This window comes from Sphingomonas sp. PWP1-2, assembly GCF_049898305.1.
GTDB lineage: Bacteria > Pseudomonadota > Alphaproteobacteria > Sphingomonadales > Sphingomonadaceae > Sphingomonas > Sphingomonas glacialis.
Window position 1 is genome coordinate 290695 of the sequence record NZ_JAFCXM010000001.1, and the last position, 25824, is coordinate 316518.

The 25824-nt window shown below is 67.0% G+C and carries 21 protein-coding genes and 1 tRNA gene; 7 read left to right on the forward strand and 15 right to left on the reverse strand.

Annotated features, from left to right (window positions below):
- The first annotated feature begins 21 nt into the window (after positions 1–21).
- The 3 genes from ACP7C5_RS01460 (at position 22) to ACP7C5_RS01470 (ending at position 2983) form a co-directional block, all read left to right on the forward strand.
- Positions 22–96: transfer RNA gene (locus ACP7C5_RS01460), tRNA-Val, on the forward strand.
- 832 nt (positions 97–928) lie between these two features.
- The gene (asd, locus tag ACP7C5_RS01465) at positions 929–1780 is read left to right on the forward strand and encodes an archaetidylserine decarboxylase (protein ID WP_426262933.1); all 852 of its coding nucleotides are present in this window, start codon (positions 929–931) and stop codon (positions 1778–1780) included.
- Positions 1781–2335: 555 nt separating this feature from the next.
- Positions 2336–2983 carry an outer membrane protein gene (locus ACP7C5_RS01470; protein ID WP_133190182.1) on the forward strand — a complete coding sequence of 216 codons (648 nt, stop codon included), beginning with the start codon at positions 2336–2338 and terminating at the stop codon, positions 2981–2983.
- A gap of 81 nt (positions 2984–3064) precedes the next feature.
- Here the strand turns inward: ACP7C5_RS01470 and ACP7C5_RS01475 are convergent, their stop codons facing one another.
- The 7 genes from ACP7C5_RS01475 to ACP7C5_RS01505 form a co-directional block, all read right to left on the reverse strand.
- Positions 3065–5647, reverse strand: coding sequence for a TonB-dependent receptor (locus ACP7C5_RS01475; protein ID WP_426262934.1), 2583 nt, complete (start codon positions 5645–5647; stop codon positions 3065–3067).
- A 102-nt stretch (positions 5648–5749) separates the two neighbouring features.
- Complete coding sequence (locus tag ACP7C5_RS01480) at positions 5750–7345, reverse strand: sulfotransferase (protein ID WP_426262935.1); 1596 nt, start codon at positions 7343–7345, stop codon at positions 5750–5752.
- A 67-nt stretch (positions 7346–7412) separates the two neighbouring features.
- Positions 7413–8231 (reverse strand): TorF family putative porin, encoded by an 819-nt coding sequence (locus tag ACP7C5_RS01485; RefSeq protein WP_426262936.1) that lies wholly within the window; start codon positions 8229–8231, stop codon positions 7413–7415.
- Positions 8232–8534: 303 nt separating this feature from the next.
- Entirely contained in the window at positions 8535–10013 is a 1479-nt protein-coding gene (locus ACP7C5_RS01490) for a SulP family inorganic anion transporter (RefSeq protein WP_426263375.1), read from the reverse strand.
- Between the two features lie 17 nt (positions 10014–10030).
- A complete protein-coding gene (locus ACP7C5_RS01495) occupies positions 10031–10726 on the reverse strand; it encodes a carbonic anhydrase (RefSeq protein ID WP_133190174.1) in 696 nt (231 codons plus the stop codon).
- A gap of 225 nt (positions 10727–10951) precedes the next feature.
- Positions 10952–12286 carry an ATP-binding protein gene (locus ACP7C5_RS01500; RefSeq protein WP_426262937.1) on the reverse strand — a complete coding sequence of 445 codons (1335 nt, stop codon included), beginning with the start codon at positions 12284–12286 and terminating at the stop codon, positions 10952–10954.
- Positions 12283–12987, reverse strand: coding sequence for a response regulator transcription factor (locus tag ACP7C5_RS01505; protein WP_133190172.1), 705 nt, complete (start codon positions 12985–12987; stop codon positions 12283–12285). Before ACP7C5_RS01505 ends, ACP7C5_RS01500 begins: the two co-directional genes overlap by 4 nt.
- A gap of 174 nt (positions 12988–13161) precedes the next feature.
- On the opposite strand from ACP7C5_RS01505, the gene ACP7C5_RS01510 reads away from it, so the two are divergent.
- Complete coding sequence (locus tag ACP7C5_RS01510; RefSeq protein ID WP_426262938.1) at positions 13162–13416, forward strand: hypothetical protein; 255 nt, start codon at positions 13162–13164, stop codon at positions 13414–13416.
- Positions 13417–13515: 99 nt separating this feature from the next.
- On the opposite strand, the gene ACP7C5_RS01515 is transcribed toward ACP7C5_RS01510, so the two are convergent.
- The 3 genes from ACP7C5_RS01515 to ACP7C5_RS01525 all read right to left on the reverse strand — a co-directional run bounded on the left by ACP7C5_RS01515 (position 13516) and on the right by ACP7C5_RS01525 (position 16171).
- Positions 13516–14055 (reverse strand): DUF3833 family protein, encoded by a 540-nt coding sequence (locus ACP7C5_RS01515; protein ID WP_426262939.1) that lies wholly within the window; start codon positions 14053–14055, stop codon positions 13516–13518.
- Between the two features lie 90 nt (positions 14056–14145).
- Positions 14146–15507 carry a sensor histidine kinase gene (locus tag ACP7C5_RS01520; RefSeq protein WP_426262940.1) on the reverse strand — a complete coding sequence of 454 codons (1362 nt, stop codon included), beginning with the start codon at positions 15505–15507 and terminating at the stop codon, positions 14146–14148.
- Positions 15494–16171, reverse strand: coding sequence for a response regulator transcription factor (locus ACP7C5_RS01525; RefSeq protein ID WP_133190164.1), 678 nt, complete (start codon positions 16169–16171; stop codon positions 15494–15496). The genes ACP7C5_RS01520 and ACP7C5_RS01525 overlap by 14 nt, the downstream gene beginning before the upstream one ends.
- A gap of 206 nt (positions 16172–16377) precedes the next feature.
- On the opposite strand from ACP7C5_RS01525, the gene ACP7C5_RS01530 reads away from it, so the two are divergent.
- A complete protein-coding gene (locus ACP7C5_RS01530; RefSeq protein WP_133190162.1) occupies positions 16378–17109 on the forward strand; it encodes a VIT1/CCC1 transporter family protein in 732 nt (243 codons plus the stop codon).
- 37 nt (positions 17110–17146) lie between these two features.
- Here the strand turns inward: ACP7C5_RS01530 and ACP7C5_RS01535 are convergent, their stop codons facing one another.
- The 4 genes from ACP7C5_RS01535 to ACP7C5_RS01550 all read right to left on the reverse strand — a co-directional run bounded on the left by ACP7C5_RS01535 (position 17147) and on the right by ACP7C5_RS01550 (position 22547).
- Positions 17147–17860: a phosphatase PAP2 family protein gene (locus tag ACP7C5_RS01535; RefSeq protein ID WP_426262941.1), complete on the reverse strand. Its 714-nt coding sequence runs from the start codon at positions 17858–17860 to the stop codon at positions 17147–17149.
- Positions 17861–17883: 23 nt separating this feature from the next.
- Positions 17884–20349: a TonB-dependent receptor gene (locus ACP7C5_RS01540; RefSeq protein WP_426262942.1), complete on the reverse strand. Its 2466-nt coding sequence runs from the start codon at positions 20347–20349 to the stop codon at positions 17884–17886.
- 193 nt (positions 20350–20542) lie between these two features.
- A complete protein-coding gene (locus tag ACP7C5_RS01545) occupies positions 20543–21886 on the reverse strand; it encodes a sensor histidine kinase (protein WP_426262943.1) in 1344 nt (447 codons plus the stop codon).
- Entirely contained in the window at positions 21867–22547 is a 681-nt protein-coding gene (locus ACP7C5_RS01550; RefSeq protein WP_133190154.1) for a response regulator transcription factor, read from the reverse strand. The genes ACP7C5_RS01545 and ACP7C5_RS01550 overlap by 20 nt, the downstream gene beginning before the upstream one ends.
- 190 nt (positions 22548–22737) lie before the next feature.
- Between ACP7C5_RS01550 and ACP7C5_RS01555 the strand changes: the two genes are divergently transcribed.
- Complete coding sequence (locus tag ACP7C5_RS01555; protein ID WP_426262944.1) at positions 22738–23580, forward strand: oxidoreductase; 843 nt, start codon at positions 22738–22740, stop codon at positions 23578–23580.
- Between the two features lie 71 nt (positions 23581–23651).
- A complete protein-coding gene (locus ACP7C5_RS01560; RefSeq protein WP_426262945.1) occupies positions 23652–24431 on the forward strand; it encodes a MerR family transcriptional regulator in 780 nt (259 codons plus the stop codon).
- A gap of 147 nt (positions 24432–24578) precedes the next feature.
- Here ACP7C5_RS01560 and ACP7C5_RS01565 read toward each other — a convergent pair whose 3' ends face one another.
- Positions 24579–25796 carry a histidine-type phosphatase gene (locus tag ACP7C5_RS01565; RefSeq protein WP_426262946.1) on the reverse strand — a complete coding sequence of 406 codons (1218 nt, stop codon included), beginning with the start codon at positions 25794–25796 and terminating at the stop codon, positions 24579–24581.
- Positions 25797–25824 lie beyond the last annotated feature (28 nt).

Sequence of the window (25824 nt, forward strand, 5' to 3'; positions counted from 1 at the left end):
TAGGCACTGCCGCAGCGAAGTGGGCGTGTAGCTCAGTGGTAGAGCACTGTGTTGACATCGCAGGGGTCGCAAGTTCAATCCTTGCCACGCCCACCATTAAAAGCCCGCCAAACTCAATGAGTTGGCGGGCTTTTTTGTTGCTGGTCGCTTGAGAAGCGGGGCCGCTTGCGGTGCAGCAAACGCATCTCGACTGCAAACGTCGTCGCCCCAACCGAGCTTTAGCGGAGCGCAGCACGGCGCGCCGGTTGCGACGTTGCCGGCTCCGGCGGTCGCTCAGCGGTGCCTGGGTCGGACCGGGATCGAGCCGCGCAGACAGGCGGCTGTCCGACGATGCATCGTTCGTTCCAGATGCGCTGTGGCGGGCACCGCATGAGGGCGACATCGACGCCACGACGCTTCCGGCGCTCGGCGCCTTGGCGCGCGCGCTGGAGGCAAACGCCAGGCTCGGCCGGTGTCCGTAGTCGTCGTTATGCGCTGCGTCGCCGTGTAGGGGCGCGGAAATCGGCGGGTTTTCCAGCGATCCAGCGAAGATAGTGCCGTATATCATCACGTTCGCGCAACAGCTCCATCGAACCATAGGCCGAAGCCAGTTCACGGTTCGTCACGAAGGCATGGATGGTACGGTGGCAGATCGGATGCACTGGCACAGTCGTCGTGCCTCCCTCGCTCTTGGGAACACCGTGATGTCGCTCCACCTGGTGTCCGAGAGGCCGGCCGCATAACGCGCAGCGCGCATCTTCGGGCTGTGTCGCCGTTCTTGCGGCAACCTCCGCGAGCCCAGCTATCCGTTTCAAGCGACCGCCCATGCCCGGCATATGGTGGTTCGGCGCGCACTTTCGAGGGTGCGTCCAGGGATCTCTTTGATGAGACGCTCGCATAGCCGCTCAATCGATCGTTATAGTCGCTGGCCGATGCGCGAGGGTCCAAGATGTCCGATCGATTTGCTGTCCTGCTTCAATACGCCCTGCCGAAACAGCGCCTGACCCTTCTGGCGGGTCGCATCGCCAGCGCGCGCGGTGGTGCGATGACCACTCGACTGATCCGATGGTTCGTCGCCCGATACGGGGTCGACATGAGCGAAGCCGAAAATTCGGATGTCGCCAGCTATGCCAGCTTCAACGACTTTTTCTCGCGGCCCTTGCGGGCGGGCATTCGCCCCTTGGCGCAGGCTGATTTCATCTGCCCAGTCGATGGCGCGATCAGCCAAGTCGGGGCGATCGACGACCATCACATCGTGCAAGCCAAGGGACACCGGTTCACCACCACCGAACTGGTCGGCGGCGACGGCACACTGGCTGCTGAGTTCCGTCATGGCAGTTTTGCAAATCTGTATCTGTCGCCACGCGACTATCACCGGCTGCATATGCCGTGTGCCGGCAGCTTGATCCGGATGCGCCACATTCCGGGCACGCTGTTTTCCGTGAACCCCGTCACGGTACGCGGCGTGCCCAATCTGTTTGCGCGAAATGAACGTCTCGTGTGCGTGTTCGAGAGCTCGGAGCACGGCACGTTCGTGATGGTGCTCGTCGGAGCCACGATCGTCGGGAGCATCGCGACGGCATGGCACGGCACCGTCAATGCGAAGCGGACTGGCAAGCCGACGGAATGGCGCTATGCCGATCAAGAGATTGCGCTCGAGCAGGGCGAGGAAATGGGGCGCTTCCTGCTTGGCTCTACGATTGTGATGCTATTTCGGCAGGGAACGATTGCGTTTGATCAAAGCTGGATGCCAGCGCGGCCGGTGCGGCTTGGTGAGCACATGGGCGATCGCCCGATGTGACACCAGAGGCTCAACCAGCAGATTTGTCCTGTAATTCCGCTACACCCCAGATGCCCACATGGAATGGCTTGGGGCTCACCCGGCCCTGGACGTTCGCAAAGGGGGCGCGCCGCCGTCGCGCGGGTTGCGACTTTGATCCTAGCGCCGCCGCGACTTTTTTGTCGGCGCGCTGATATCGTCCGCCCAGCGCATTTTTGCGGTGCGATCGCCCTGCCTTGGGTGTCGTCTGCACGGCTGTCTACCGTTCCCGACCTCGGTGCCGACTCGGCCGTGCGATGTGTCGGAATCGCGTTGCTCTGGTTACCTGAGTCTCGATCTGGTGGAAGGCACGACGTCCCCAACCCGGAGCGCGAACTACGCCACTGGAGGCATTTTCCGGGTTTCGTTCATCCTGTGGAAAGAAACCGTTGCAGAAATGTGACAAAATCTCGGGCTGGCAAGATTATTACGCTGCGGTGCAACATTGGCTGCAAAAGCTTGTTAAGGGCGCACCGGGCTTCCGGACACATACCCGGCACACCCCCTAAAAACGTCCGTAAATTAAGGTCATTCCACATGCGTACTCTTAAAATCGCCGCTGCCGCGTTGGCCGTGGTCGTCGCTGCGCCCGCTTTCGCCCAGGACGCGCCCGCCGCTGCGCCAGTCGAAACCGCTCCGACCGCACCCGACGGCAGCCGCGCATTCGGCATCGAGCCCTATGTCGGCGTGATGGGCGGCTGGGAACAGTTCGACAACCAGCCCAACCACGGCATCCCGCGCGCGCTCAACGCCAATGGCTCGCTGCGCAACAACTATCGCCTCGCCGGTGCGCTGGTGCAGGGCGTCGTCGGCGTCAACGTTCCGCTCGGTCCGGTGTTCGTCGGTGTTGAAGGCAACGTCATCAAGGGCGTGTCGGGCAACATCAACTGGGAATATGGCGCAGCAGGCCGCTTCGGCGTCCGCGCTGGCGACAGCGGCATGTTCTACGGCAAGGTCGGCTACCAGTGGGTCGAGTTCGACAAGTTCCCCGCCTATACGACGGGCAACCGCAACGACAAGAAGTATGACTCGATCACCTACGGCATCGGCACCGAGTTCGGCCCCAAGGACATCGGTCTCAAGGGCATCACGGGCAATGCGGGCTTCCGCATCCGTGCCGAGGTCAACACCTACAGCAACTTCAAGAGCCTGCGGCCGATGCTGGGCGTGATCACGCACTTCTAAGCCAAACTTTTTTCGGACAGCGCGAGGGGGCGGGGAGTGGCGACACTCCCCGCCCTTTTCGTGTCCGGCGCAGACCTAGGCCTAGAACTCGCTGTGGAGCCGCACGCCGACCGTCTGCGGGACGATCGGGATGATGTAGGGCCGCTGCCCGCAGCTGCCGCATTCCTGGAAACGCGCGATCTGCCCGCGCGTGTCGAATGCGTTCTGGAGGAACAGCTCGATGCTGAAACGGTTGAACTCCGCGCCGAGCGCAAAATCGGCGCTGGTAAAGGCGGCGAGCCGGCCAAGCACTGCGGCGGGGTTGTAGACGTTCCCGGTCGGGTATTTCGTCGCGGTGCGGATGTCCGACGCGGCCGAGCTTTGGTGCGAGACGACGCCCTGGCCGTATAGCTTGAAGCTGCCGACCGGCACCGAATAGCGCGCCGACGCGCTCCCCTTGAAGCGCGGCGTGATCGGCAGCCGCGTGCCTGCCGGCGCCGAGACGATGTTGCCATTGCCGGTGTCGGTGCAGCGATACGTCGGATCGTCGATCAGGCACAGATTCTGCCGCGTCTTGGCGTCGTTATACGCCCCCGACGCGCTGAGCGTCAGCCCGCCGAGGTTGAGGTTGCCGTTGAGCTCGATCCCGCGGACGCGCGCATTCGGGCCGTTGTGGATCTCGGTGAAGCTGTTTGCGCCGAGATAGGAGAATTGGAACTTGGCCCAATCCTCCTGATAGATTGCGCCGTTGATATGCGCTCTTCCACCGAGCAGCGTGGTCTTCGCGCCGAATTCGTAATTGGTCAGATAATCGGCGGCATAGGGCGCGACGTCGGCGCGCCGGTTGATCCCACCTGGCCGGAAGCCGCGCGAGACGGTCCCGTAGAGCAGCACGCCGCGCACCGGCTTCCAGCTGAGATTGGCGCGATAGGTGACGCCCTGGCCCGAGGCCTTGACCGGTTGGACCCCAAGCCCTGCGACAAAATTGCCGAGATTGGTACACGGGCTCCCGGCGACTGCGGCGGGGGCGAGCGTGGTCGATGCGCCCGCGGCGACGGCTTCGCGCAACCGCGTGCCGTTGGTGGTGAAGCACCCTGCGACACCCGTGCGCGAGCTGCCCGCGCCATTATACGGCGTGTCCGAATAATTGCCCGACGGATTGCGACCGAAGCCGAAGAACCCGATCAGCGAATTGTCGTAGATGAAGGCGCGCGCGCCCGCTGTCGCGGTGAGCGTCGGGGTGATGTCGAAGCTCGCCTCGCCGAACATCGCATAATCCTTGTCGACGCGGTGCTGCTGCGTCAGCCACAAAGTGCCCGGCGATCCGTTGACCGACAGCGCGGTGGCGAGCCCGGCGACGCGGTAGTCCTGGTTGATGTCGTTGCTCTGGCGCTGGTAGAATGCGCCCGCGACGATCCGGAAGCGGTCGCTTGCGGGGCTCGCGACGCGCAGTTCCTGGCTCAGTTTCTTGAAATGGTCGGTCGCCACCACATTCTGCAGCGGGGCGATCTGCCGGCCGGCATTGTCCTTGTAATAGAAATAGCCAGCGAGGCCGCCGACCGACGAATAGAGATTGTCATACGCCTCGGCATAATCGGTATAGTCGCTCGACTGCGCCGCCTTGCGGTCGAGATACGCGCCGGCATAGGTCAGGTCCCAATTGCCGACCTTGCCCTCGATCGTCAGTGCCGCCTGGACGTAGCGGTCGCGGCGATATTCGGGCAGGAAATGCTGGAGCTTGAGGTCGCCGACCTTGGGGTCATAACCATAGGCACCGTGGCTGCGGGTATCCTGGTACATGACGGTCGGCGTCACGGTCCAATTGCTGTCGAGATCGATCTTCAGCGCGGCGCGCCCGCCGGCGATCTCGGTGTCGTTATAGTCTTTCTTGACGAAGCTGGCATTATTGACGGTGATGCCGTCCTTCACGCAATTGCCTGCGGCGTCGAAGTTGGTGCCACCGCAGAAGCGGCGTGTCCCCGCGACATTGTCGATATAGCCGGCGTCGCGCTGGTAGAAGCCGACGACGCGGAGCGCGACACTGTCCGCAAGCGGGATGTTGAGCATCCCCTCGGCCTTGCCGCCGAAGCCGCCCTTGCTGACGTGATTACCCTCGACATCGGCACGGCCGTAGAAATGCGAGAGGTCGGGCTTGTTGGTGATGATGCGGACGGTGCCCGCCTCCGACGACGCGCCGAACAGCGTGCCCTGCGGCCCCGACAGGCTCTCGATCCGCGCGACGTCATAGATATGGACGTCGAGATTGCCGCCGACCGTCGTGACCGGCTGCTCGTCGAGATAGACGCCGACCGCGGGGAGCGAGCCCGAATGGTTGCCTTCGCCGCCCGCCGCGATGCCGCGCTGGTAGATCACGATCTGGCCGGGATTGCCGCCGGCATTGGCGGCGGGCTGGAACGACACCGACGGTAATTGCTTCGCATATTGCGCGAAGTTGGTGATGTTGAGCTGGTCGAGCGCCTTGGTCGGCAGCGCCTGGACCGCGATCGGCACGCTCTGCAACGTTTCCGAGCGCTTTGTCGCTGTGACGACGATGTCGCCGCCATCGACGACAGGCTCGGAGGGCGGCGTGCGCTCGGCTGGTGCGGTCTGCGCCAGCGCTGGGCTGACGCAGGCGACCGATGACAGTAATGCAGCGACGACGGCGCGGTGCCCGAACAGCGACATCAAATTCCCCCTTACGATGTTGCGGGGAAGCTGTTCGCGACTGCGGTATTCGTCAAGCGTGCAGCAACACGACAGCAACAATGCTGCGCAAGCGTGGCGGAATTACAACGCGTTCGGTGCTGCGGGATAGGCGTCGAGCGTCGTGCCGAGTGCTGCCTTGAGAGGATCGAGCCACGGCTCGAACGGCTTCCACGCGTCGGTGCCCTCGCGGAAGATCGGGCGGCGCACTTGCTCCGAACTCGCCGTCCGCACCGCGCGCTCAGTTTCATGAAAGGCGAGGCACGCGGGTTCGAACGCGAGCCCACACGCGGCGAGCAGTGCGCGCACGGTGGCCTCGGTATCGTCGACCATCTGCTCGTACAGTACCCGGTGGACGCGACCGGGGAGCACGGCATCGACATGCGCCATCAGCCGTACGTAATCGCGATAGTAACGCCCCATATCGTCGAGCCCGTAGCTGAAGCCCTGACCGCGCGCGAAATGCTGTTTGAAGTTGGAAAAGCAGCAGCCGAGCGGATGCCGCCGCGCATCGATGATCCGCGCATTCGGCAGGATCAGCTGGATGAAGGGAACGTGCGCCCAATTGTTGGGGAGCTTGTCGATGAAGAACGGGCGGTCGGTGCGGCGCTGGATGCGGGTGCGCGCAAGATACGCCTCGCCGGCCTCGCGCAGCCGCCCGGGCGACCAGTCGGCAAGGCCCTCGGGATACGCGGGTTCGCCGCGGGCGAGCGCGGGGATGTCGGGGAGCTCGCTCGTGCCCTCGACCTGGCTGTGGCTCGACAGGATCTGTTCGATCAGCGTCGATCCGGCGCGCGGCATGCCGAGGATGAAGATCGGGTCGGGGGCAGGACAGCCGGCATCGGCGCGCTCGGCGAAGAAGGCGGCATTGAAGGTCGCGATGCTGCGATCGACGAAGCGCGTCGTCTCGTCGGCGTCATACGCCAGCTGCGCGCGCCGCCGCGCATTGCCAGCGGCGTAATGCGCGAACGCCGCCTCGGCCTGGCGGCGATCCTCGAACGCCTTGCCGAGCGCGAAATCGAGGTGGAAGCGGTCTTCGTCCGAAATCCCCGAAGCAGCGAGCGCCGCCTCCATCCGCGCGATGTCGGCCTCGTCGAAGCGCACCGTCTTGAGATTGGCGAGGCTCCACCACGCTTCGCCAAGACTCGGCAACAGATCGATCGCGCGGCGGTATGCGGCGATGCCGTCGGCCTGGCGCCCGACGGTCTTGAGCATATGGCCAAAGCTCATCCACACGCGCGGCTGTGCCGGCGCATCGGCGAGCACGCGCCCGTACAGCGCGATCGCCGCGTCGAAATCGCCGATCCGGCCGAACGCGGCGGCCTGGAGATTGGCGTGGCCGGGATTGTCGGGGTCTTCGACCACCACGGTGGCGAGCTCGGCGATCGCCTCGGACGGGCGGTTGAGGCGGTAGAGCACCAGCGCGAGATTGGCGCGCGCCGCGGTGAAGGCGGGCGACAGCTCGATCGCGCGGCGCAGCAACACCTCGGCATCGCGGTAGCGCCCGATCCGCCCGGCAAGCTCGGCGAGCATTCGCATCGCGGCGACGTCGAACGGATCGTGCTTGAGCTGCTGCTTGAGCAAAGGTTCGGCATCGGACAGCCGATTGTCGTGGAGCGCGAGCGCGGCCTCGACCAAGGCCGGCGCGTAACGCGATTGCGGGAGGGGAGGGGATGCCATGCGATCCCCTGTGTAGCGCCGCGATGCGCCCCCCGGCTAGCGGGGGACGCATTTCATCCAGCCGCGATCAGAAGGCGGCGGACAGCGAGACGACGAGCTTGCCCGACGAGATCGACGACCCGTTCTTGGTCGAGGAGAAATTGGGCAGCAGATAGGCGGCGCGGCGGCGCGAAATGTCGGTGCCGACATAAGCGAGCCCCAGCGTGACGGGCTTGAAGGTCACGTCGAGCCCGACGAGATAGTCGAGATACTTGCCCGTCGGTGCTACGCTGGTGCCGTTCGGCCCGAGCCCCGGATTGCCCCACGAATAGCCGAGATGCGCTTTGGCGGTGACCGGCGTGGTCGGGATCCCGGCGCTGACATCGCCCCACAGATAGGTATTGTCCTGGCTCTGCCCGCGGCTCTGCGGCGTGTTCGAGAAGTTGCCGAGCGCGCGCTGCTTGGGCGCATAAGCGACGCCGGCGAGCGCGCTGACCGGCCCGAGCGTCGTCGACAGCTTGGCATAGCCTTCGCCGAAATCGGTGAGATCGGCGCCGCCCGGATACATATACCACGTCAGCCCGACATCGACCGCGGTACCGCCGCCAAGGCTACGCTTGTAGCCGCCGTACAAATCGAGCTCCATATTGGCGCCGCCAAAGGTGCCCCAACCGGCCAGGTTGGACGCCCAAGTGCCGACATACAGGCCGCTCGCGTGCGTGGCGGAAATGCCGCCCTGGATCGCGGCTTCCTTGTCGCTCTGCGAGACGCCGCGGAAACGATAGTCCGACACGATCGCGACCGAACCCGACAGCACGATCGGCGGTGGCGGATCGGTCTCGTCGGCGAACGCTGGCGTGGCGATAGCGGTCAGCATGGCTGCCGCGATGGTGGAATAGATCTTCACTGGAACCCCCTGAAAACGGTCGATCGGGTCCCGCCTGCTGCCCCGACCGCCGCCGCATCTCACCGCTAGCGCTTCTCCAAACGGGAAGCGATGGGGCGGCGATCGGCCGGGACCTCATTTTTTTATGCGCGCTGTGCTGCTGCTTCCTTGCCGGATCGTAACGAACTGTTGCTCGATGCGGCAGCGCACAAAAAACCCCTCCCGGTGAGGGGAGGGGTTGGGGTGAGGCGTACCTGGGGGGTCGGTCTCGGGGGAGAGATGCCCCACCCCTATGTCCCTCCCCGAAGGGAGGATCCGCTGGCGTTACGCGGTCTGTTTGGTCAGCCGTTCGGAAGCGCCATAGACTTCGACATGGCCACCCGCCGCACGGCGGCGTGCGAGCCATTCCTTGAGCAACTCTGCCGTCGTGTGGTCCGCCGACGAGAGCTGGCTCATGTCGAGCCGCATCGGGGCACCCTCGGGCACGGCATCGAGCGCACCCGACAGCTTGGGCAGCGTCAGGAAGGTCGCGGCACCCGCGAGATGGACGGTCTCGTGTCCGTCATTCTCGACACGCACCACCTTGAGGCGGAGGTTGCGCAGCACCGGGATCAGTTCGAGCAACGACAGCCCGATCCCGACCAGCACGCCGGTCAGCAGATCCTGCGTCACGACGAGCAGCAGCGTCACTGCCCAGATCACCACCGGCAGCAGCCCGTGATCCTTGAACAGATGCTTGGCATGGCTGAAATTGACGAGCCGCCAGCCGGTCAGCACGAGCACCGCACCGAGCGCCGCCATCGGAATCTCGCGCAGCAGCCACGGCAGCAGCGCGACGAAGCCGAGGATCCACGCGCCGTGGAGGATCGTCGACAGCCGCGACGTCGCGCCCGCCTGGACGTTGGCCGAGCTGCGCACGATCACGCCCGTCATCGGCAGCGACCCGGCGAAACCGCACAGGAGGTTGCCGATGCCCTGCGCGCGCAGTTCCTTGTTATAGTCGGTGCGCACGCCGTCATGCATGCGGTCGACCGCTGCTGCCGAAAGCAGCGTCTCGGCACTCGCGATGAAGGCGATGGCAAGCGCCGCGCCGATCACCGCAGGGTCAAGGAAACGCGTGAGGAAGTCGGCGCCTGGCAGGCTGATCGCGCCGGCGATGTTCTGCGGCACCGCGACGCGCGCGACATCGATACCCGAGAGCCAAGCGACGAGCGTTGCCGCGACGACGCCGAGCAACGCGCCCGGCACGAGCCGCAGCGCCTTTGGCCGGAACTTCTCCCAGCCGAGCATCACGAGCAGGGTGAAGATCGCGAGCGCGATCGCGACTTCGGTCGTGCCGATATCGCTCGACAGGCCGAACAGGCGGCCGGGGACCGCCGCGAGGTTCTTGAGGCCACTCGGCAGCGGCTTTTCATCGAACATCACGTGGAACTGACCGACCACGATCAGCACACCGATGCCCGCGAGCATGCCGTGCACCACCGCCGGCGAGATCGCGCGGAACCAGCCGCCAAGCCGGAAGATGCCGGCCACGACCTGGATCGCTCCGGCCAGGATCAGGATCGGCCCGAGCGCGGACAGGCCCTGATCGCGGACGAGTTCGAACACGATCACCGCGAGGCCGGCGGCGGGGCCGCTGACCTGGAGTGGCGAACCCGCGAACATGCCGACGACGAGACCACCGATGATGCCGGTGATCAGGCCCTTTTCAGGCGGCACGCCCGACGCGATCGCGATGCCCATACACAGGGGCATCGCGACCAGGAACACGACGATCGAGGCGGTGAAATCGCGCCCCATCATGCTCAGCGACGGGAGTTTCACTCTGCGGCTTCCAGATACTCGACGTCCGAAGCGCGGTGGCGCTGCGCGGCGTGGGCGACCGGGAGCGGCTCGTCCGCCTGGATCTGCGCGAAGCGACCCGTTGCGCCGTCGAGCGCGTACATCGCGCCGGCGCCGATGTCGAAGAACCAGCCGTGCAGCGAAATCTCGCCGCGCGCGATACCCGCGGCGACCGAGGGATGCGTGCGCAGATGCTGGAGCTGGACGACGACGTTCTCGAGCGCTGCGGCGCGGACGCCTTCCTCGTTGGTCAGCTCGGGATAGCCCTGGCGCACGACGCATTCGGCGGCGTGGCTGTGGCGAAGCCAGGCGGCGACATTGGGCATGCCGTTCAGCATCTCGGGGTTCATCAGCGCCTTCATCGCGCCGCAGTCCGAATGGCCGCAAATGATGATGTCGCGCACGCCGAGCGCCGACACGGCATATTCGACGGTCGACGACACGCCGCCCATTTGCGACGACGACGGCGGGACGATGTTGCCGGCGTTGCGGCAGACGAACAGATCGCCCGGCTCGGCCTGCATGATATGTTCGGGGACGACGCGCGAGTCGGCGCACGAGATCATCAGGGCCTTGGGGCTCTGGCCGTGCTGCGCGAGCTTTGCATAAAGAGCGCTCTGGTCGGGAAAGACGGCTTTCTCGAAACTGAGGACGCGTCCGATGAGGTCGTTCATGACTCTGCTCCTTGAGGTACCCGTGGGGGAACGGGGTCAGGACAGCATTTAGCCGGCGTGTTTTGCTGCGACGCGGCGGGTCCGTTACGAATGATTGCTCTGGCGCAGGCGACCCATTCTCCGTCACCCCGGCCTTGTGCCGGGGTCCACCGGGACACGCGCGCTGTCAGCCGCAAGGTGCGCGGCACGGTGGGCCCCGGCACAAGGCCGGGGTGACGGTTGGGTCTAAGAAACCGCCGGCAGCGCGATCTCCGCGCGCAACCCGCCCTCGGGCCGGTTCGACAAGGCCAACGTCCCGCCATGCTCGGCCACCGCGCGCGCGACGATCGACAGGCCGAGCCCGAGCCCGATCGTGTCGCGCGCGCGCGCCGTGTCGAGCCGCACGAAAGGCTCGAGCACGCGCGCCAGCGATGCCGCCGGAATGCCGGGTCCGTCATCCTCGATCCGGATCACCACGCTGCTGCCGTCGCGCAGCAGCGTCAGGAAGACGCGCTCGCCGTAATGCAGCGCATTCTCGACGAGATTGACGATCGCGCGCTTGAGCGTGACGGGGCGCACCGACAGTTCGAGATGGTCGGGGCCGGTGTACACCGCCTCGCGCCCGCGATCGCTGACGTCGTCGCACACCGTTTCGCACAGCACCGCGAGGTCGATCGCGACGCGCGGCTCGCTCTCGCCCTCGCCACCGAGATAGGCGAGCAGCGAGGCGACCATCGCGTCCATTTCGAGCACGTCGGCCTCGACCGCGTCGCGCAACGCCTCGTCCGAGATCGCATCGGCACGCATCCGCAGCCGCGCGAGCGGGGTGCGCAGATCGTGCCCGACCGCGGCGAGCGCCTGCGTCCGGTCGGCGATCAATTGATAGATTCGCGCGTGCATCCGGTTGAACGCGCCGATCACGCGGCGCACTTCGCTCGGGCCGGCCTCGGGCACCGCTTCGTCGCGGTCGCTCCCGCTGCCGACCGCGTCGGCGGCGAGCGCGAGACGGCGCAAGGGGAGCAGCGTGCGGCGGATGAACAGACCGCCCATCAGCAGCAAGGCGCCCGCCGGGATCATCGCGAGGATGATGCGTTCGCTCGACAGATTGGCCTGGTGGATCGGCTGGCGCGTGTGGAAGCGCATCCAGCTGCGGTCGGCGAGCGTCACGCCGCCCGCGGTCACCGCATTGCGGCCGGGCGAGGCGAGGTTGAGCCGCAGATCGGCATGCGCGAGATCGGGCTCCCAGCCGATCACCTGACGGTACATCCGGTCGAGCGACGGCGCGAGCGGCGGTGGCGGGGCGAGCGCTGGCGCCCACTCGATTTCGTAGCGGCTGGTGGTCAGCTCGCGCGCGAGCAGCGGGCGTGCGGCGGGTACCTGCTCGTCGAGCAATTTGCGCGCGATGACGAGATGCTCGGCGAGCCGCCGCGCCTCGTCGTCACGCACCGAGAATTGGCTCGCGCGTTCGTAGAGCACCGTCGACACGCCGAATTCGAGGATCATCGCGAGCAGGAGGATCGCGAAGATCTGGCCGATCAGGCCGGCCGGGGTGTGGAGGTGCCGGCGCAGCGCCGCGCTCAATCGCGCGTCACGGGGGCGCTGAACATATAGCCGATGCCACGCACCGTCGCGATCGGCGCATCGACCCCGGTGCTCGACAGCTTGCGCCGCAGCCGGCTGACGAGCACGTCGATGCTGCGATCCGAACTGTCGCCGAGCCGGGTGCGCGACAGCTCGATCAGCCGCTCGCGCGCGATCACGCGGCCGCTATGGTCGCACAGCGTGACGAGCAGGTCGAACTCGGCGCCGGTCAGATCGACCAGCGCACCCGTCGGCGACAGCAATTCGCGGCGCGGTAAATTGACCGACCAACCGTCGAACCGCAGCATCCCATTGTCGCGCGGCGTCGCTTGTCGCTCGACACCACCGCGGCGGAGCACCGCGCGGACGCGCGCGAGCAATTCGCGCGTGCCGAACGGCTTGGCGATGTAATCGTCGGCGCCGAGCTCGAGCCCGATGACGCGGTCAGTTTCCGATCCCTTGGCCGAGACAAAGATGATCGGCACGTCGCTCTTCTGGCGGATCGCGCGGCACAGATCGATCCCGCTGGTCCCCGGCAGCATGATGTCGAGCAGCACCAGATCGACCGGCCCCTGGTCGATCGCCAGCCACATTTCGGGCGCGGTCGAGGCAGGGCGGACGGTGTAGCCGTTTTCCTGCAGCGCGCGCGTCGTCAGCATGCGCAGATGCGGGTCGTCCTCGACCAGGACGATGGTCGGCATGAGCGGGGTGGGGTCGGTTACAGACATTGCTGCAGTGAGGTAGGCGAGGGCTGGAGGGGGGTCAAATCCGGCGTGTCAGCCGATTGTGCCAGAAACACTTTGTCATCGCGGCGAACGGCGCGAGCAAGGTTGCGCGCGTATCTGGGTGTCATTGTCCCTTCGAGGAGATCTCCCATGTTCCGCACCATTCTCGCCGCCGCGCTCATCACCCCCGCTCTCATTGCAACGCCCGCGCTCGCCGATCGCCTGGCGCACAGCCCGCAGCAAGTCAGCGACGCGCTTAAGCAGGGTTGCACCGTCCATCACGTCCATACCCCGGCTGGCAAGACCGTCCAGTCGCCCGCGCTGGTCCGTTGCGACGATCGCAGCGCGGTTGCTGCCGCCAAGGCGGCACCGGCCGCCAAGACCGTGCTCGCCGCGGCCAATTGATGCGACTGGGCCCGCCGCCAGGAGGGCCGGTCATGCAAGCCACCAAGGCCTCGCGCAGACGAGTGCCACTGGCAGAGGATGCAAACCGCTCGGGCGCGTTCAGCGCCCGAGCCGCGTGATCGTTTCGTCGAGGCGCGCTACGGCCACGCCCATTTTGCGGACGATCATCACGTTTTGCGCGACCGTTCCACCCGGCTGAAGCGCGAGAAACTGCTCCGCCTGCAACCCGCCTTTCATCGCGAAGCGCAAGTGCAGCACAGAGCCGTCGACACGCCCGTCGACCGGGCCGACCGCGTCGCTGAGCGTCCCCGTATAGCGATCAGTGCCGATCGGATGCAGCACCCATTGGCGCTGCGTCGCGGGCTTGCCTTGCCGCCGCACCGTCTGATCGAGCACGATGCTGCCATCGTCGGTGACGCGGCCATTGCCCTCGACCAGCGTGGTGGCAGGCCGGTGCAGCGCGATCTTGAGCACGCCGTTGCCTTCGCTGCGCCCCGCAAAGAACGCCACCGCATCGAAGCGCGGCGCCGGTGCGCTTGCGACATGCGTCGTCGACACGCAGCCGGCGAGGGCGAGGCCGGCGATCAGCGCACCAAGCGGTGCGATGCCATTTCGCCGGGCTCGATCGAAAATGGTCATGCGTGTCGCCCTTTCAACGCGGCACAGGACAAGGCGTCCATGGCGCTACGCCGGCGACAACGGACGAAACGCGCATTGGCTCTCTAAATTCTAGTTCAGTCGCGCGGTTGGGCGGCAAACGAGCGACACCGCGCTCTCCTGGTCGGCGAATTGCAGCGTGAAGCCGTGCAAATCGACGATCGCCTTGACGAGGCTGAGGCCGAGTCCAGCCCCCTCGCACTCATGCCGCCCGCGATAGAAACGCTGCGTGACGAGCGCGCGCTCGGCCGGCGCGACGCCCGCGCCGTCATCGGCGACGGTAATCACCGCGGCCTCGCCCTCACGACGGAGCGTGACGCGGACGGTGCCGCCGGCAGGGCCGAACTTCATCGCATTGTCGATCAGATTGGACACCGCTTCGATCAGCAAGCTTGCATCGCCCTCGACTGCGGGCGCGGGCTCGATCGCGCACTCGAGCGTGATACCGCGATCCTCGGCGGTCGGCGTGTGGAGTTCGCACGCGTCGCCGACGAGGTGCGCGAGGTCGATCGTCGCGAAGCGGCTGCGCCGTGCGGTGTTCTCGAGCTCGCGGACGCGCAGCAGCGCCGCGACGATGCCGAGCAGCGTGTCGATCTCGGCGAGCGCGGCTTCGGCGACCTGTTCGAACGCCGCGCGGTCGCCCGCCTCGCGCAAACCGCGCTCGATCCGCGCGCGCAGTCGCGTGAGCGGCGTGCGAAGCTGGTGCGCGATGTCGTCGCCGATGACGCGCACATCGGAGACGAGCACCTGCAATCGGTCGAGCATCGTGTTGATGTGCGCGCACAGCAGCTCGAAACTGTCGGGCCGCGCGCCGACCGCAAGCCGCACGTCGAGATCGCCTGCAACGATCGCCTCGGTCAATTCCCGTACGCTGTCCACTTGACGCGCGGCGCGGCGGCCCGCGATCAATCCGACGCCGACTGCGAGCACCAGCCCGAGTGCGAGCCCGATGATCAGCGATCGCTCGACGACGCGGAGCGCCTCTTCGGCTTCGTCGAGGTCGATCCCGGTGAGCAGCAGATCACCATCGGGCATTGCGCACAGCGCGAGCCGCGCGACGTCGCTGGTCTTGCCGGGCAGTTGCGTCGGCACCACCGTCGCGATCGTCGAGCCGCGACCGACGATGACCCCCGGCGGGATCGCGGCGACATTGCCGTCGAGCAGCCGCCGGTCCGCGTCGAACAGAGCGAGGAAGCGATCGCGGTGGATGTCCTCGGCGATCATCCGGCGCAAGGCGGCATGGCGTTCGGGATCGTGCAGCGCGCCGACCGTCCGGCAATCGGCCTGGAACGCGGCCTCGGCCGAATGGCGGTGGCTGTTCGAGGCGAGCAGCCAGAACAGACCCGACAGCACTACCGACTGGACGATCAGCAACACCGCGATCGCACCGCCCCAGCGCCACGTCGCACGCACGCGCGGGTCAGCCAGGAACATCGAAGATATATCCTTGTCCGCGAACGTTGCGGATGAGCTGCGGCTCGCCCTCGGCATCGACCTTGCGCCGCAGCCGGCCGATATGGACATCGACCACGTTGCTGTTGGGCTCGAACGTATAGCCCCATACATCCTGCAACAACATCGAGCGCGTCACGATGCGGCCCGGGCGCCGCACCAGATAGTCGAGCAGCTTCAATTCGCGCGGCAGCAGCTCTAGCGCGCGACCGGCGCGCGTGGCGACGCCGGCGAGCAAGTCGAGGTCGAGCGGCCCGGCAATCAGCCGCGTATCGCGCGTCTCGTTGGGGCGGCGCAGCAGCGCCTCGACGCGGGCGATCAGCTCGACCAGCGCGAAGGGCTTGGGCAGATAGTCGTCGCCGCCCGCGCGTAACCCGCGCACGCGATCATCGAGGCTGCCGAGTGCGCTGAGCACGAGTGCCGGCGTCCGGCGACCGCTCCGGCGAAGCGCGGCAATGAGTTCGAGCCCGTCGCCATCGGGCAACTGGCGGTCGACGATCAGCAAGTCGATCGCCTCTTCGTGCGCCGCAGCCAACCCTTCGGATACGAGGAGCCGGTGCGTCACCGCATAGCCGTTCGCCACGAGCTCGAGCGTTATCTCGGTCGCGGTGCCGATATCGTCTTCGAGGAGGAGGATGCGAGTCACGCACGCGTGTTCGGCGCGGGGGGTGGCGGGCGTCAACTGAATTGCGGTTCAGACTCCGCGCTGTGATGCCGGACGCGCTGCCGGCGGGGCGTCCCCTGCGGATTGTGGAACGTACCGACGTGCAAAGGGGCTTACGGGTACGCGATCGGCGCGGTACGGCCGGATCGGGCGATTCGGACGGGGATCGGCTATTGGAAAGGCGTTCGATGAGTTTGCTCGAAGCAACCGCACAGGAGCGCGCCGATAAGGCGCATGGCGAATCGCATTATGTCACGCGGATCGGCTGGCTGCGCGCGGCGGTGCTCGGCGCCAATGACGGGCTGTTGTCGACGTCGAGCCTGATGGTCGGCGTTGCCGCCGCCGCTGCGGGAACGTCGCAGATCATCCTGACGGGCGTCGCGGGGATCGTCGCGGGGGCGATGTCGATGGCGGCGGGCGAATATGTCTCGGTCAGCTCGCAGGCGGATTCGGAAAAGGCCGATATCGAGCGCGAACGGCTCGAGCTCGAGGCCAATCCCGAGCACGAACAGCGTGAACTCGCGGCGATCTACATGAAGCGCGGCCTGCCCAAGGCGCTCGCGGTCGAGGTGGTCGCGGCGCTGAGCGAGCATGACGCGCTCGAGGCCCATACCCGCGACGAGCTCGGTATTACCGACACCTCGACCGCCAATCCGCTCCAGGCGGCGGTCGCCTCGGCCGCATGCTTCCTCGCCGGTGGCTTGCCGCCGGTGCTGACCGCGTTGCTCGTGCCCGCGAGCATGATCCTGTGGGCGATCGCGATCGTCGCGGTGTTGACGCTCGGGGTGCTCGGCGCAGCGGGGGCGCGGACCGGCGGGGCGCCGATCCTGCCCGGCGTGGTCCGCGTGATGGTATGGGGATCGATCGCGATGGCGGTTACCGCGGGCGTCGGGCACGTGTTCCACACGACGGTCGGCTGAGCGTATAGGCTGCGGGCAGTCGCGCTGCCTGCTTCGCTCAGGCCCCGGCGACGTGCGCCGCGAGCAGTTCGGCGTGCGCGGCCTCGAACTTGGCGCGGAAGGCGGGATTGGCCAACAGCGCGCTCGCGACGAGCGTGCCGAGCGCGTGGCTCGCATCGAGGTCGCTTGCGAAATGGACGCCGCACAATTCGCGGCTCATCGCATAATCGGCGGCGCGATCGAAGATCTCTGACGAGCGGCCCTTGATCAGCCGCGCGAGCACGAAGCCCGTCGAATAGCCGAGGATGGCGTGGCCGCTCGGATAGGAAGTGGCGGGCTTGCCGATCGTCTTCTTGGCGCAATTGGGCAGCGTCGGGTCGATCCCATAAGGCCGCGTGCGATGGAAATAGGCCTTGCTCAAGCTGACCGCCGCCTCGGCTTCCGCCTGCACGTCGCGCAGCAGCGCCCAAGTCAGCGGGTATTTTTCGAGCTCGACGCCGAGCGTGCGATCGAACAGCGCCGGGGTCTCGTTGCCGTCGTCGAACCGCGCGCGCGCGAGCCGTTCGGCCGGTGCCGCCGCGATCAGCGTGCGCAGCTGCGCGAGTTCGCTCTGCTCCTGCACCGATCCTGGCGCGGGCGGGGCGGGGAGTACCGCACTCGGCGCGAAATCGGGCGCGGCGAGATAGTGGAAGGCGTGCGGGGCAGCCATCCCGGCCGACCCGATCATCCCCAGCGCCAGCACCGCCAGCGCCGAACCCAGAAGCTTCTGCATCGTCTTGTCCTTGCTCGAAGCGATCAGAACTTGATCCGGGCCGAAGCCAGGAACGAGCGCGGCGGCAAATAGCTGAACTGGTCGAGCTGACCGTAACCGCTCTGGAAGCCGCCCGTGATCGGCGCGCCGCTCGCGCTGGTCGAGATCGCGGTCACCGCGCGGCTGTTGAACACGTTGTTGACCGTGACGCCGAGCCGCAGCCCGCCCTTGAATTCCTGGCTGATCGCGAATTCGCCGATGCTGTACGGGCGGATGCGATACAGGCGGTAGCCGGGGCTGCCGTTATATTCGCTGGCATATTGGGGACCGGTGAACTTCTGGTCGAACGACAGGCGGAAGCCCGCATTGCGATAGATGAAGCCGCCCGCCGCGGTCGAGAAGGGCGCCTTGGCGATCTGTGCGCCGCTCGTCACGCTGAGCGCCTTGTTGTACGAGCCGTTGCCGAACAGCGTCAGACCACGGACCGGCATGTAGCTGAGCGAGCCCTCGACGCCCTTGTAGCGGACCTTGCCGATATTGACGAGCAGCGTCTGGTCGCAGCCGGTCGTGGTGCAGGTGCCGATCTTGTTGTCGATGTTGATGATGTATCCGTCGACGTCGACCGAGACCTTGTTGCCGTGCCACACGGTGCCGAGCTGATAGTTGGTCGAGGTCTGCGGCTTGAGCGCATCGAGGGCGGTCGAGAGCGTGCCCGAGGCCGAGTAGAAGCTCGACAGGTCGGGGACGTACATCCCTTGCGCATATTGGCCGTAGAACGACCAGTTGCTCGTCGGCATATAGTTGATCGTCGCGAACGGCAGCGTCTTGGTCCAGATCTGGCTGGTGTAGAGCGGCAGGCGCGTCTTCTGGTTGACCGGGGCGGCGATGCCGCGCTCGAAATGGACGTATTTCACGCCGGGCGTGATCGACAGGCCTTCGACCGGGTGGAATTCGAACTCGCCGAACAGCTGATACTGGTTCCAGTTCGAATGCTGGACGTAAGCGAGATTGGCCTGCGCGATTGGCGGCAGCGCGAGCTGCGCTGCGGTGCCGTTGCCGTTGTTGAACTTCTCGTTGAAGCTGAAGCCGCCGGTGGTGCGGTCGAGGTCGATCAGGTGGCGATCGGTGACGGCGTGTTCGTACCAGCCGCCGACACGGATCTTGCCGAGCGCGAAGTCGTAATTGATCTGGCCGATATAGCCGAAGACACGATATTTGTTGAGCTTGTCATAGCCGAGGATGTCGGTCGGCTGGCCCGCCACCGTCTTGTAGGGCGAGGCCGCGGTGCCTGCGCCGCTGAAGCCGCTGATGACCGAGCCGGTGTTCCCCGACAGCGTGTTGTTGGTGTAGCCGTACATGTACCCGCGATTGTCGAGCGAGAAGCCCGACCCGAGATCGCTCTGCAGGCGAACGTACGAGAAATCGGTGGTCTTGTCGGTGCGGTTGTATTTCCAATAATCCGGCTTGGTCGGATCGTTGCCCAGCCCGTAATTCCGACCGTAGAATCCAACGTTCGAACCTATCGCACAATTATTGCCGGTCAGCTGCGTCAACGGCTGGCCGTCGTTGCCGAGCGCGGTCGTGCCGTCCTTGCCGACATTCGCGCTGCCGCAGGTCGCGCCCTTGAGGACGTCCGACTGGTAATAATGGTTGCGGTTCCACGTGCTCATGATCGTCAGCGTGTTGTGGCTGCCGATCGGCGCGACGATCTTGCCGTAGAGGTTCTTCGAGCCGACCGGCGAATAGGTCAGCGCGCCGTCCGACTGCAGATACTGCCCCGTCAGCACGATCCGCGCCCCGCCGAGCTTGGCGATGCTCCCCGACTGCAATTCGGCGCGGCCGATAAAGGTGTTCCAGTTGCCGACAATGCCCTCGACCTGCGCGCTCTGCTGCTCGCTCGCGGCGCGCGAATACATGTTGATGTTGCCGCCATAGGTCGCCTGGCCGAGCTGGCTGGCGTTGCCGGGGCCGCGATCGACGACGATCGTCTCGATCGTGTTCGACGGGAAGAACGCGGTCGAATGGTGCGTCGGGTTGTTGGTGTCGGCAAAGGGGATCGAATCGTAGGTGACGTTATATTCGCCGTCCTGGAAACCGCGGATCGTCGCCTTGGTCTCGCCGAGGCCATAGCCGTTGCCCGCGCCCGAGATCGACACGCTCGGGGTCAGCGCGATCAGCTCGTTGAAATCGGCTGTGGCGGTGGTGTTGGCGATGTAATCGCGGCTGACTGCGGCTTGCGGCTGCGTGGTCGTCAGCGAGACGGTGATCGGCGCGCTCTGCGCGGTCTTCGACCCGGTGACGATGATGTCGGCCGAGGTCAGCGACTGCTTGTCGTTCGCTTGCCCCGCGCTGTTCGCGCTTGTCGAGGTCTGCTCGCTACCCGGCGTCGCTTGCGCGGCAGGCGCAGGCGCGACGACGGGTGCGGTCGTATCGTTCGCCATCGCGGTGCCAGGCAAGGTTACGGACAAGGCCACCCCGGCGAGCAGGGTCTGTCGGAAAGTCGCGCGCATCGAAAATTCCCCAATAAGATCGGCCAGACGCTGCAGGCGATTGTTGCGCTTCTGCCGGGCCGCCATCGCGTGGCGAACCCCGGTTGCTTCCCCGCTGGCTGACCCCGCCTCTAGGCCGACGCGGTTACGGTCGTGTGGCGGTTCGATGGCCCGCCCAAGTCGCTATGCTAAATTCGAGTTAATGCAGCGCCGCTCACGCCGCGGCGAGCGTGGCGACGCAGCCGGGCGCGCCATCGCCGATCCGCAGTTCGAGCCGATGGACCTGCGCGATCGCCGAAACCAGCGCGAGGCCGAGGCCGTTCCCCGGCTGGCTGCGGCTCGCCTCGACGCGGTGGAAGCGCGCGCAGACCTTGTCGCGCTCGCCCGGCGGGATGCCGGGGCCGTTGTCGGCGACGGTCAGCACCGGCCCCGCCGCAAGCCCGATGACGATCTCGCCGCCCGCCGGCGTATACTTTATCGCATTGTCGACCAGATTGCCGACCGCCTCGAACAGCAGATCGGCATCGCCCTCGAACGCCACCGTGGCGGGCATCTCACGCCGGATGCGGACTCCGCGCTCGATCGCGGCGACTTCGTGGAAGTCGGTCGCATCGGTCACCACTTGCGCGAGATCGAGCATGCGGAAGCCCTCGCGGCGCGCGCCCTCGTTCATTTCCGAGATGCGCAGCAACGCGTTGAACATCGCGATCATCCCGGTGACTTCCTCGACCGCGTCGCCGATCGCCGCGGCCATGACCACGGGGCTGGCGTTGTCGGCATCGGCCTGGCGCAACCGCGCGAGCAGCCGCGTCAGCGGGGTGCGCATGTCGTGCGCGATATTGTCGCCCGCCGCCTTCACTTCGAGCATCAGCCGCTGGACCTCGTCGAGCATGCGATTGACCTCGCACGCGAGCGCGTCGAGCTCGTCGCGGCGTTTCGAGGGCGCGAGGCGCGCGTCGAGTCGCCCCGCCATGATCGCGTGCAGCGACTGCGTCAGCTGGCGGATCCGCCGTTCCTGCGAGACGGCGAGCAGCACCGAGCCCGACAGCCCGAGCACGAGCAATGTGAGGCCGCCCCACACGATCGCCGACACCATTTCTGCGGCGAAGGCGCGCGATTCCTGCAGGTCCTGCGCGACGAGGAAGCGATCGCCGGTGGCCAGCCGGAGCGTCATCGCGCGAAGATCGACTTCGCCGCGCGGCGTCACGCTGGTCAGGTCGAACGGCAGCTCGTCGGGATGCCCGACGGGGAGCGCGCGTGGCGCGCCGGCGAGCCAGCGTCCGCTCGGATCGAACAGGCCGAAGGGGCGCAGATGATGAACGTCCGAGCGGTTGTGCCGCGCGACGCGTTCGATCGCCCCGGCGCGATCGGTCTGCGTCTTCATCCGCACGATTTCGCGCGCGAGCCATTCGTCGGTCTGCGCATTGAAATGCGCGATCGCGCGATCATGCACGAAGCCGAGCAGGCTGGTCGCCGCCGCACCGAACAGCAGCAGGAAGAGGATCGCGACGCGGACGCTCGAACTGCGGCGCCAGCGTTCAAGCGCTGCGAAAGACATAGCCGGTCCCCCTCACGGTCTCGATCAGCGGCGGCAGGTCGCCGCGCTCGATCTTGCGCCGCAGCCGCGTGACATGGACGTCGATGACGTTGGTGCGCTGATCGTAGCGATAGCCCCACACGTCCTCGAAGATCATCGCGCGGCTGACGGGCCGATCGTGATGCCGCACGAGATATTCGAGCAATTGCAGCTCGCGCGCCTGCAGTTCGATCTTCTGGCCGTCGACCCACGCCTCGCGCGCGATCAAGTCGATCCGCACGCGCCCCTGCTCGAGGCTGATCGACGAGGTCTCCGCCACGCGCCGGCGGATCAGCGCCATCACGCGCGCGGCGAGCTCGAGCGGCTCGAACGGCTTGGCGAGATAATCGTCGCCCCCGGCGCGCAAGCCCCGCACGCGCTCCTCCAAGGCCGAAAGTGCGCTGAGGATCAGCACCGGGGTGCGAATGCCGGCCTTGCGCAACATGTCGAGCACGCCGACTCCGTCGATCCCGCCGGGCAGCATCCGGTCGAGCACGATCGCATCAAAATCCTTGTCCTTCGCCTGAAGGAACGCCGCGGCGCCATCTTGCACCGTCGTCACGCGCAAGCCCTCGTCGGCGAGGATCGCGCAGATCGCGTCCGCCGATTTGGGATCGTCCTCGACCACCAGGACCGTCGCCACCGTTGTTACCTTGGACAGAGGAAAGCACCGCCATCCGCCGCAAGTGTGAAACCTTCGTGACGGTCGGTCCGCCCGACCCGCAGGTGACGCGCAGGGATCGCTTCGCCGCGTCAGGCGTCTTGACCAGACCGAGCGCGGAGCGCGTGACACGCGCGCGCAGATCCCGCCGACCCCGACCAAGGAATTGCGCATGGCCTCCGATACCCCCGTCTGGTTCGTCACCGGCTGCTCGACCGGCTTCGGTCGCGAGCTTGCGCAGCAAGTGCTCGCGCGCGGCTGGCGGCTCGTCGCGACCGCGCGCGACGCCGCGCGCGTGGCCGATCTGGCGGACGGCGTCGAAGACCGCGTGCTCGCGCTGGCGCTCGACATGGCCGATGCCGGGCAGATCGCGGCGGCGGTCACGGCCGCGACCGAGCGCTTCGGTGCGATCGACGTGCTCGTGAACAATGCCGGCTATGGCTATCAGGCGTCGATCGAGGAAGGCGAGGATGCCGAAATCCGCGCGCAGTTCGAGGCCAACGTCTTCGGCCTGTTCGCGCTGACCCGCGCCGTCCTTCCTGGAATGCGCGAGCGGAAGTCTGGCCATGTCATCAATCTGAGCTCGGTCGCCGGGTTCGCCGGCTTCCCGGGCTCGGGCTATTACGCCGCGAGCAAGCACGCGGTCGAAGGCTTCTCCGACGCTTTGCGCGCCGAGGGCGCGCCGATCGGCATCAAGGTGACGTGCGTCGAGCCCGGGCCGTTCCGCACCGACTGGGCCGGGCGCTCGCTCAAGCAGACGCCGGTGGCGATCGCGGCCTATGCCGAAACCGCAGGCAAGCGCCTGGCCGGGACGTCCGAGGGCAGCGGCAGCCAGGCCGGCGATCCCGCACGCGCGGCGACCGCGATGATCGCGCTCACCGAACAGGCCGATCCGCCGCGCCATCTCGTGCTCGGCAAATGGGGCTATGACGCGGTGACCAAGAAGCTGCGCGAAACGCTCGCCGAAATCGAGGCGGGGGAAGCGACCAGCATCGGGACCGATTTTCCGAGCTGATCGCCCCGACTTTGGGCGCTCCGTAAAAAAACGCTTGCGGTTGACGCAGCGTCAAGCGGCATAGCGTCGTCATGCCCGATCTACCGCCCTCGCTCGACATCAGCGATGTCGCCCGCCGCACCGGCCTGACGACGCGCGCGCTGCGTTTCTACGAAGCGCGCGGACTGGTGCGGCCGCTGCGCTCGGCGTCGGGGCGGCGCTTCTACGGCGCGGCCGAGCTCGAGCGCGTCCATCAGATCGTGACGCTCAAGCGCGCTGGACTGACGCTCGCGCAGATCGAGCGATTCACTCGCGATGGGCCGGTGTCGCTCGCGCGGATCGTCGCGGCGCAACTCGCCGCGCTCTCGGCGCAAGCCGACGACATTGCCGCGGCGCGCGCGCTGCTGCTCACCGTCCAGTCCCGCATCGAGCGTAGCGAGCCCATCGATGTCGCGACCTTCTGCTCGCTGATCCAGCACGGAGACCGAGTGATGACGCACGATCAATGGGATTTGGTGACCGACCGCTTCTTCACGCCCGAGGAGAAAGCCGCGTTTGCCGAGACGGCGCGCGCAATGCCGCGCGAATACGATCCGACCGCCTATGCCGCGCAATGGGCCGATCTCGGCGGGCGGATCAAGGCGGCGCTGCCGCTCGCGCCCGAGAGCGATGCGGCGCAGCGCTTTCTCGACGAGTGGCAGGCGTTGCTCGCGCCGTTCGAAGCGGTCGCGACGCCCGCGATGCGGTCGGGGGTAAATGCGATGTACCAGCGGATGGACGAATGGCAGCACGAGGCCGATCCCGGCTTCGACGCCGTCGTGTTCGGTTTCATCCAGCAAGCGATGCTGGCGCGCAAGGCGCAAGCCGTCTGAGTCCCAAACGCCACTCCTAACCGTCACCCCGGCCTCGTGCCGGGGTCCACCGTGCCGCGCGTCCTGCACGTGCAGGATCCGCGTCCCGGTGGACCCCGGGACAAGCCCGGGGTGACGAGTGGGGGGGCGGCGCGGCGCGCGAGCCGCTTAGCGTCCCGCGAGCTTCGCGCTGAACGCCGCCAGCGTGCACAGGCCGACCACCCCCCGCGCGGTGCAGCCTGCAATCGGCAACACCGCGCGGTACGGCGCCCGCGCGGTGCCGGCGCGCAGTTCGGCGAGCGACTGTGCGCGATACACCGCGCGGACGTAATGCTGTCCGCTCGCGTCGCTCAGCCGCTCGAGCACGATCGCGCCGCCCGGCACCGGATCGTCGACGGCGATGCCCGGCACGCGCCAATGCAAATCGAGCAGCCCGGCGAGGTTGGCGACTTGCGTGTCGTGCCCCGCGATCATCGCGATCGTCGGCGCGGTTGGCGCATCGTCCGACAGCCAGCCGACGATCCGCGGGCTCAGCCCCGCCATGTTGCGCGCCGCGATATAGGGCGGACGCGCGAGTAAAAGGAATTCGAGCGCATGGAACGCACCGAGCGCGGTAACGTCCTCAGCTGTCGCGCGGCCCCAGCCGATCTCTGCCACGGGCTTCCCCTCGGCATATTCGAGCAGCAGGATCTGCGCCGCGGTCGAGGCGCGGTCGAGCGCGCCGCCGAGCTTGGGGCGCGTCGTCGCGGTGGCGGGGGTCAGCGTCGAGGGCTCGCGCGCCACTCCGCACTCCGTCTTCGCCGCCCCGCACAGGATGCGATCGAGCCGCGCGAGCAAAGGCGCCACGCTCCGCTCGACTGCGGGGATCCCGCCGGGCCCGACCGCTGCATCGACCGCAGCGGCGGCGCGTGTCGGATCGAGCGGTGCGTGGCCGTCGGCAATCTGGTTGAACAGCGGATCGGCTTCGTCCTGCGCGCGATGCTCGATCGCGATCGCGCAGCCGGGCGCGAGCCCGGTGGCATAGCTCTGCGCAGTCGCGATCGTGCGTTGGTCGCTGTCGGCGAGCAATGCGACGCGCGTCGGGCACGCCGTCGCGGGCATCAGTCCGCTCGCGGCAAAGCTTGCCCTGTCCGCGCCCGCGACCGCCACCACCGCGGCGGCACCGTGCGGGGTCAACCAGCCGGGCGCGACCGGCCAGCTCGGCCACGCCTCGGCGGCGACACCGTGCGGCATCGGCTGCGCCTTGGTCGGCGGGCGGATGCCGTGGCGCATCAGCAGCACGACGCGATCGACCTTGAGGCCGGCCGGGGCGTTCGGCGCGGGCGCAGCGCCACCGAGCGCCGCCACGGCAAGCGCGAGCGCGGCAAGGCGCAGCGGGGTCTTCATGGTCTGTCTCCTTCGCCCCGCCTTGCCC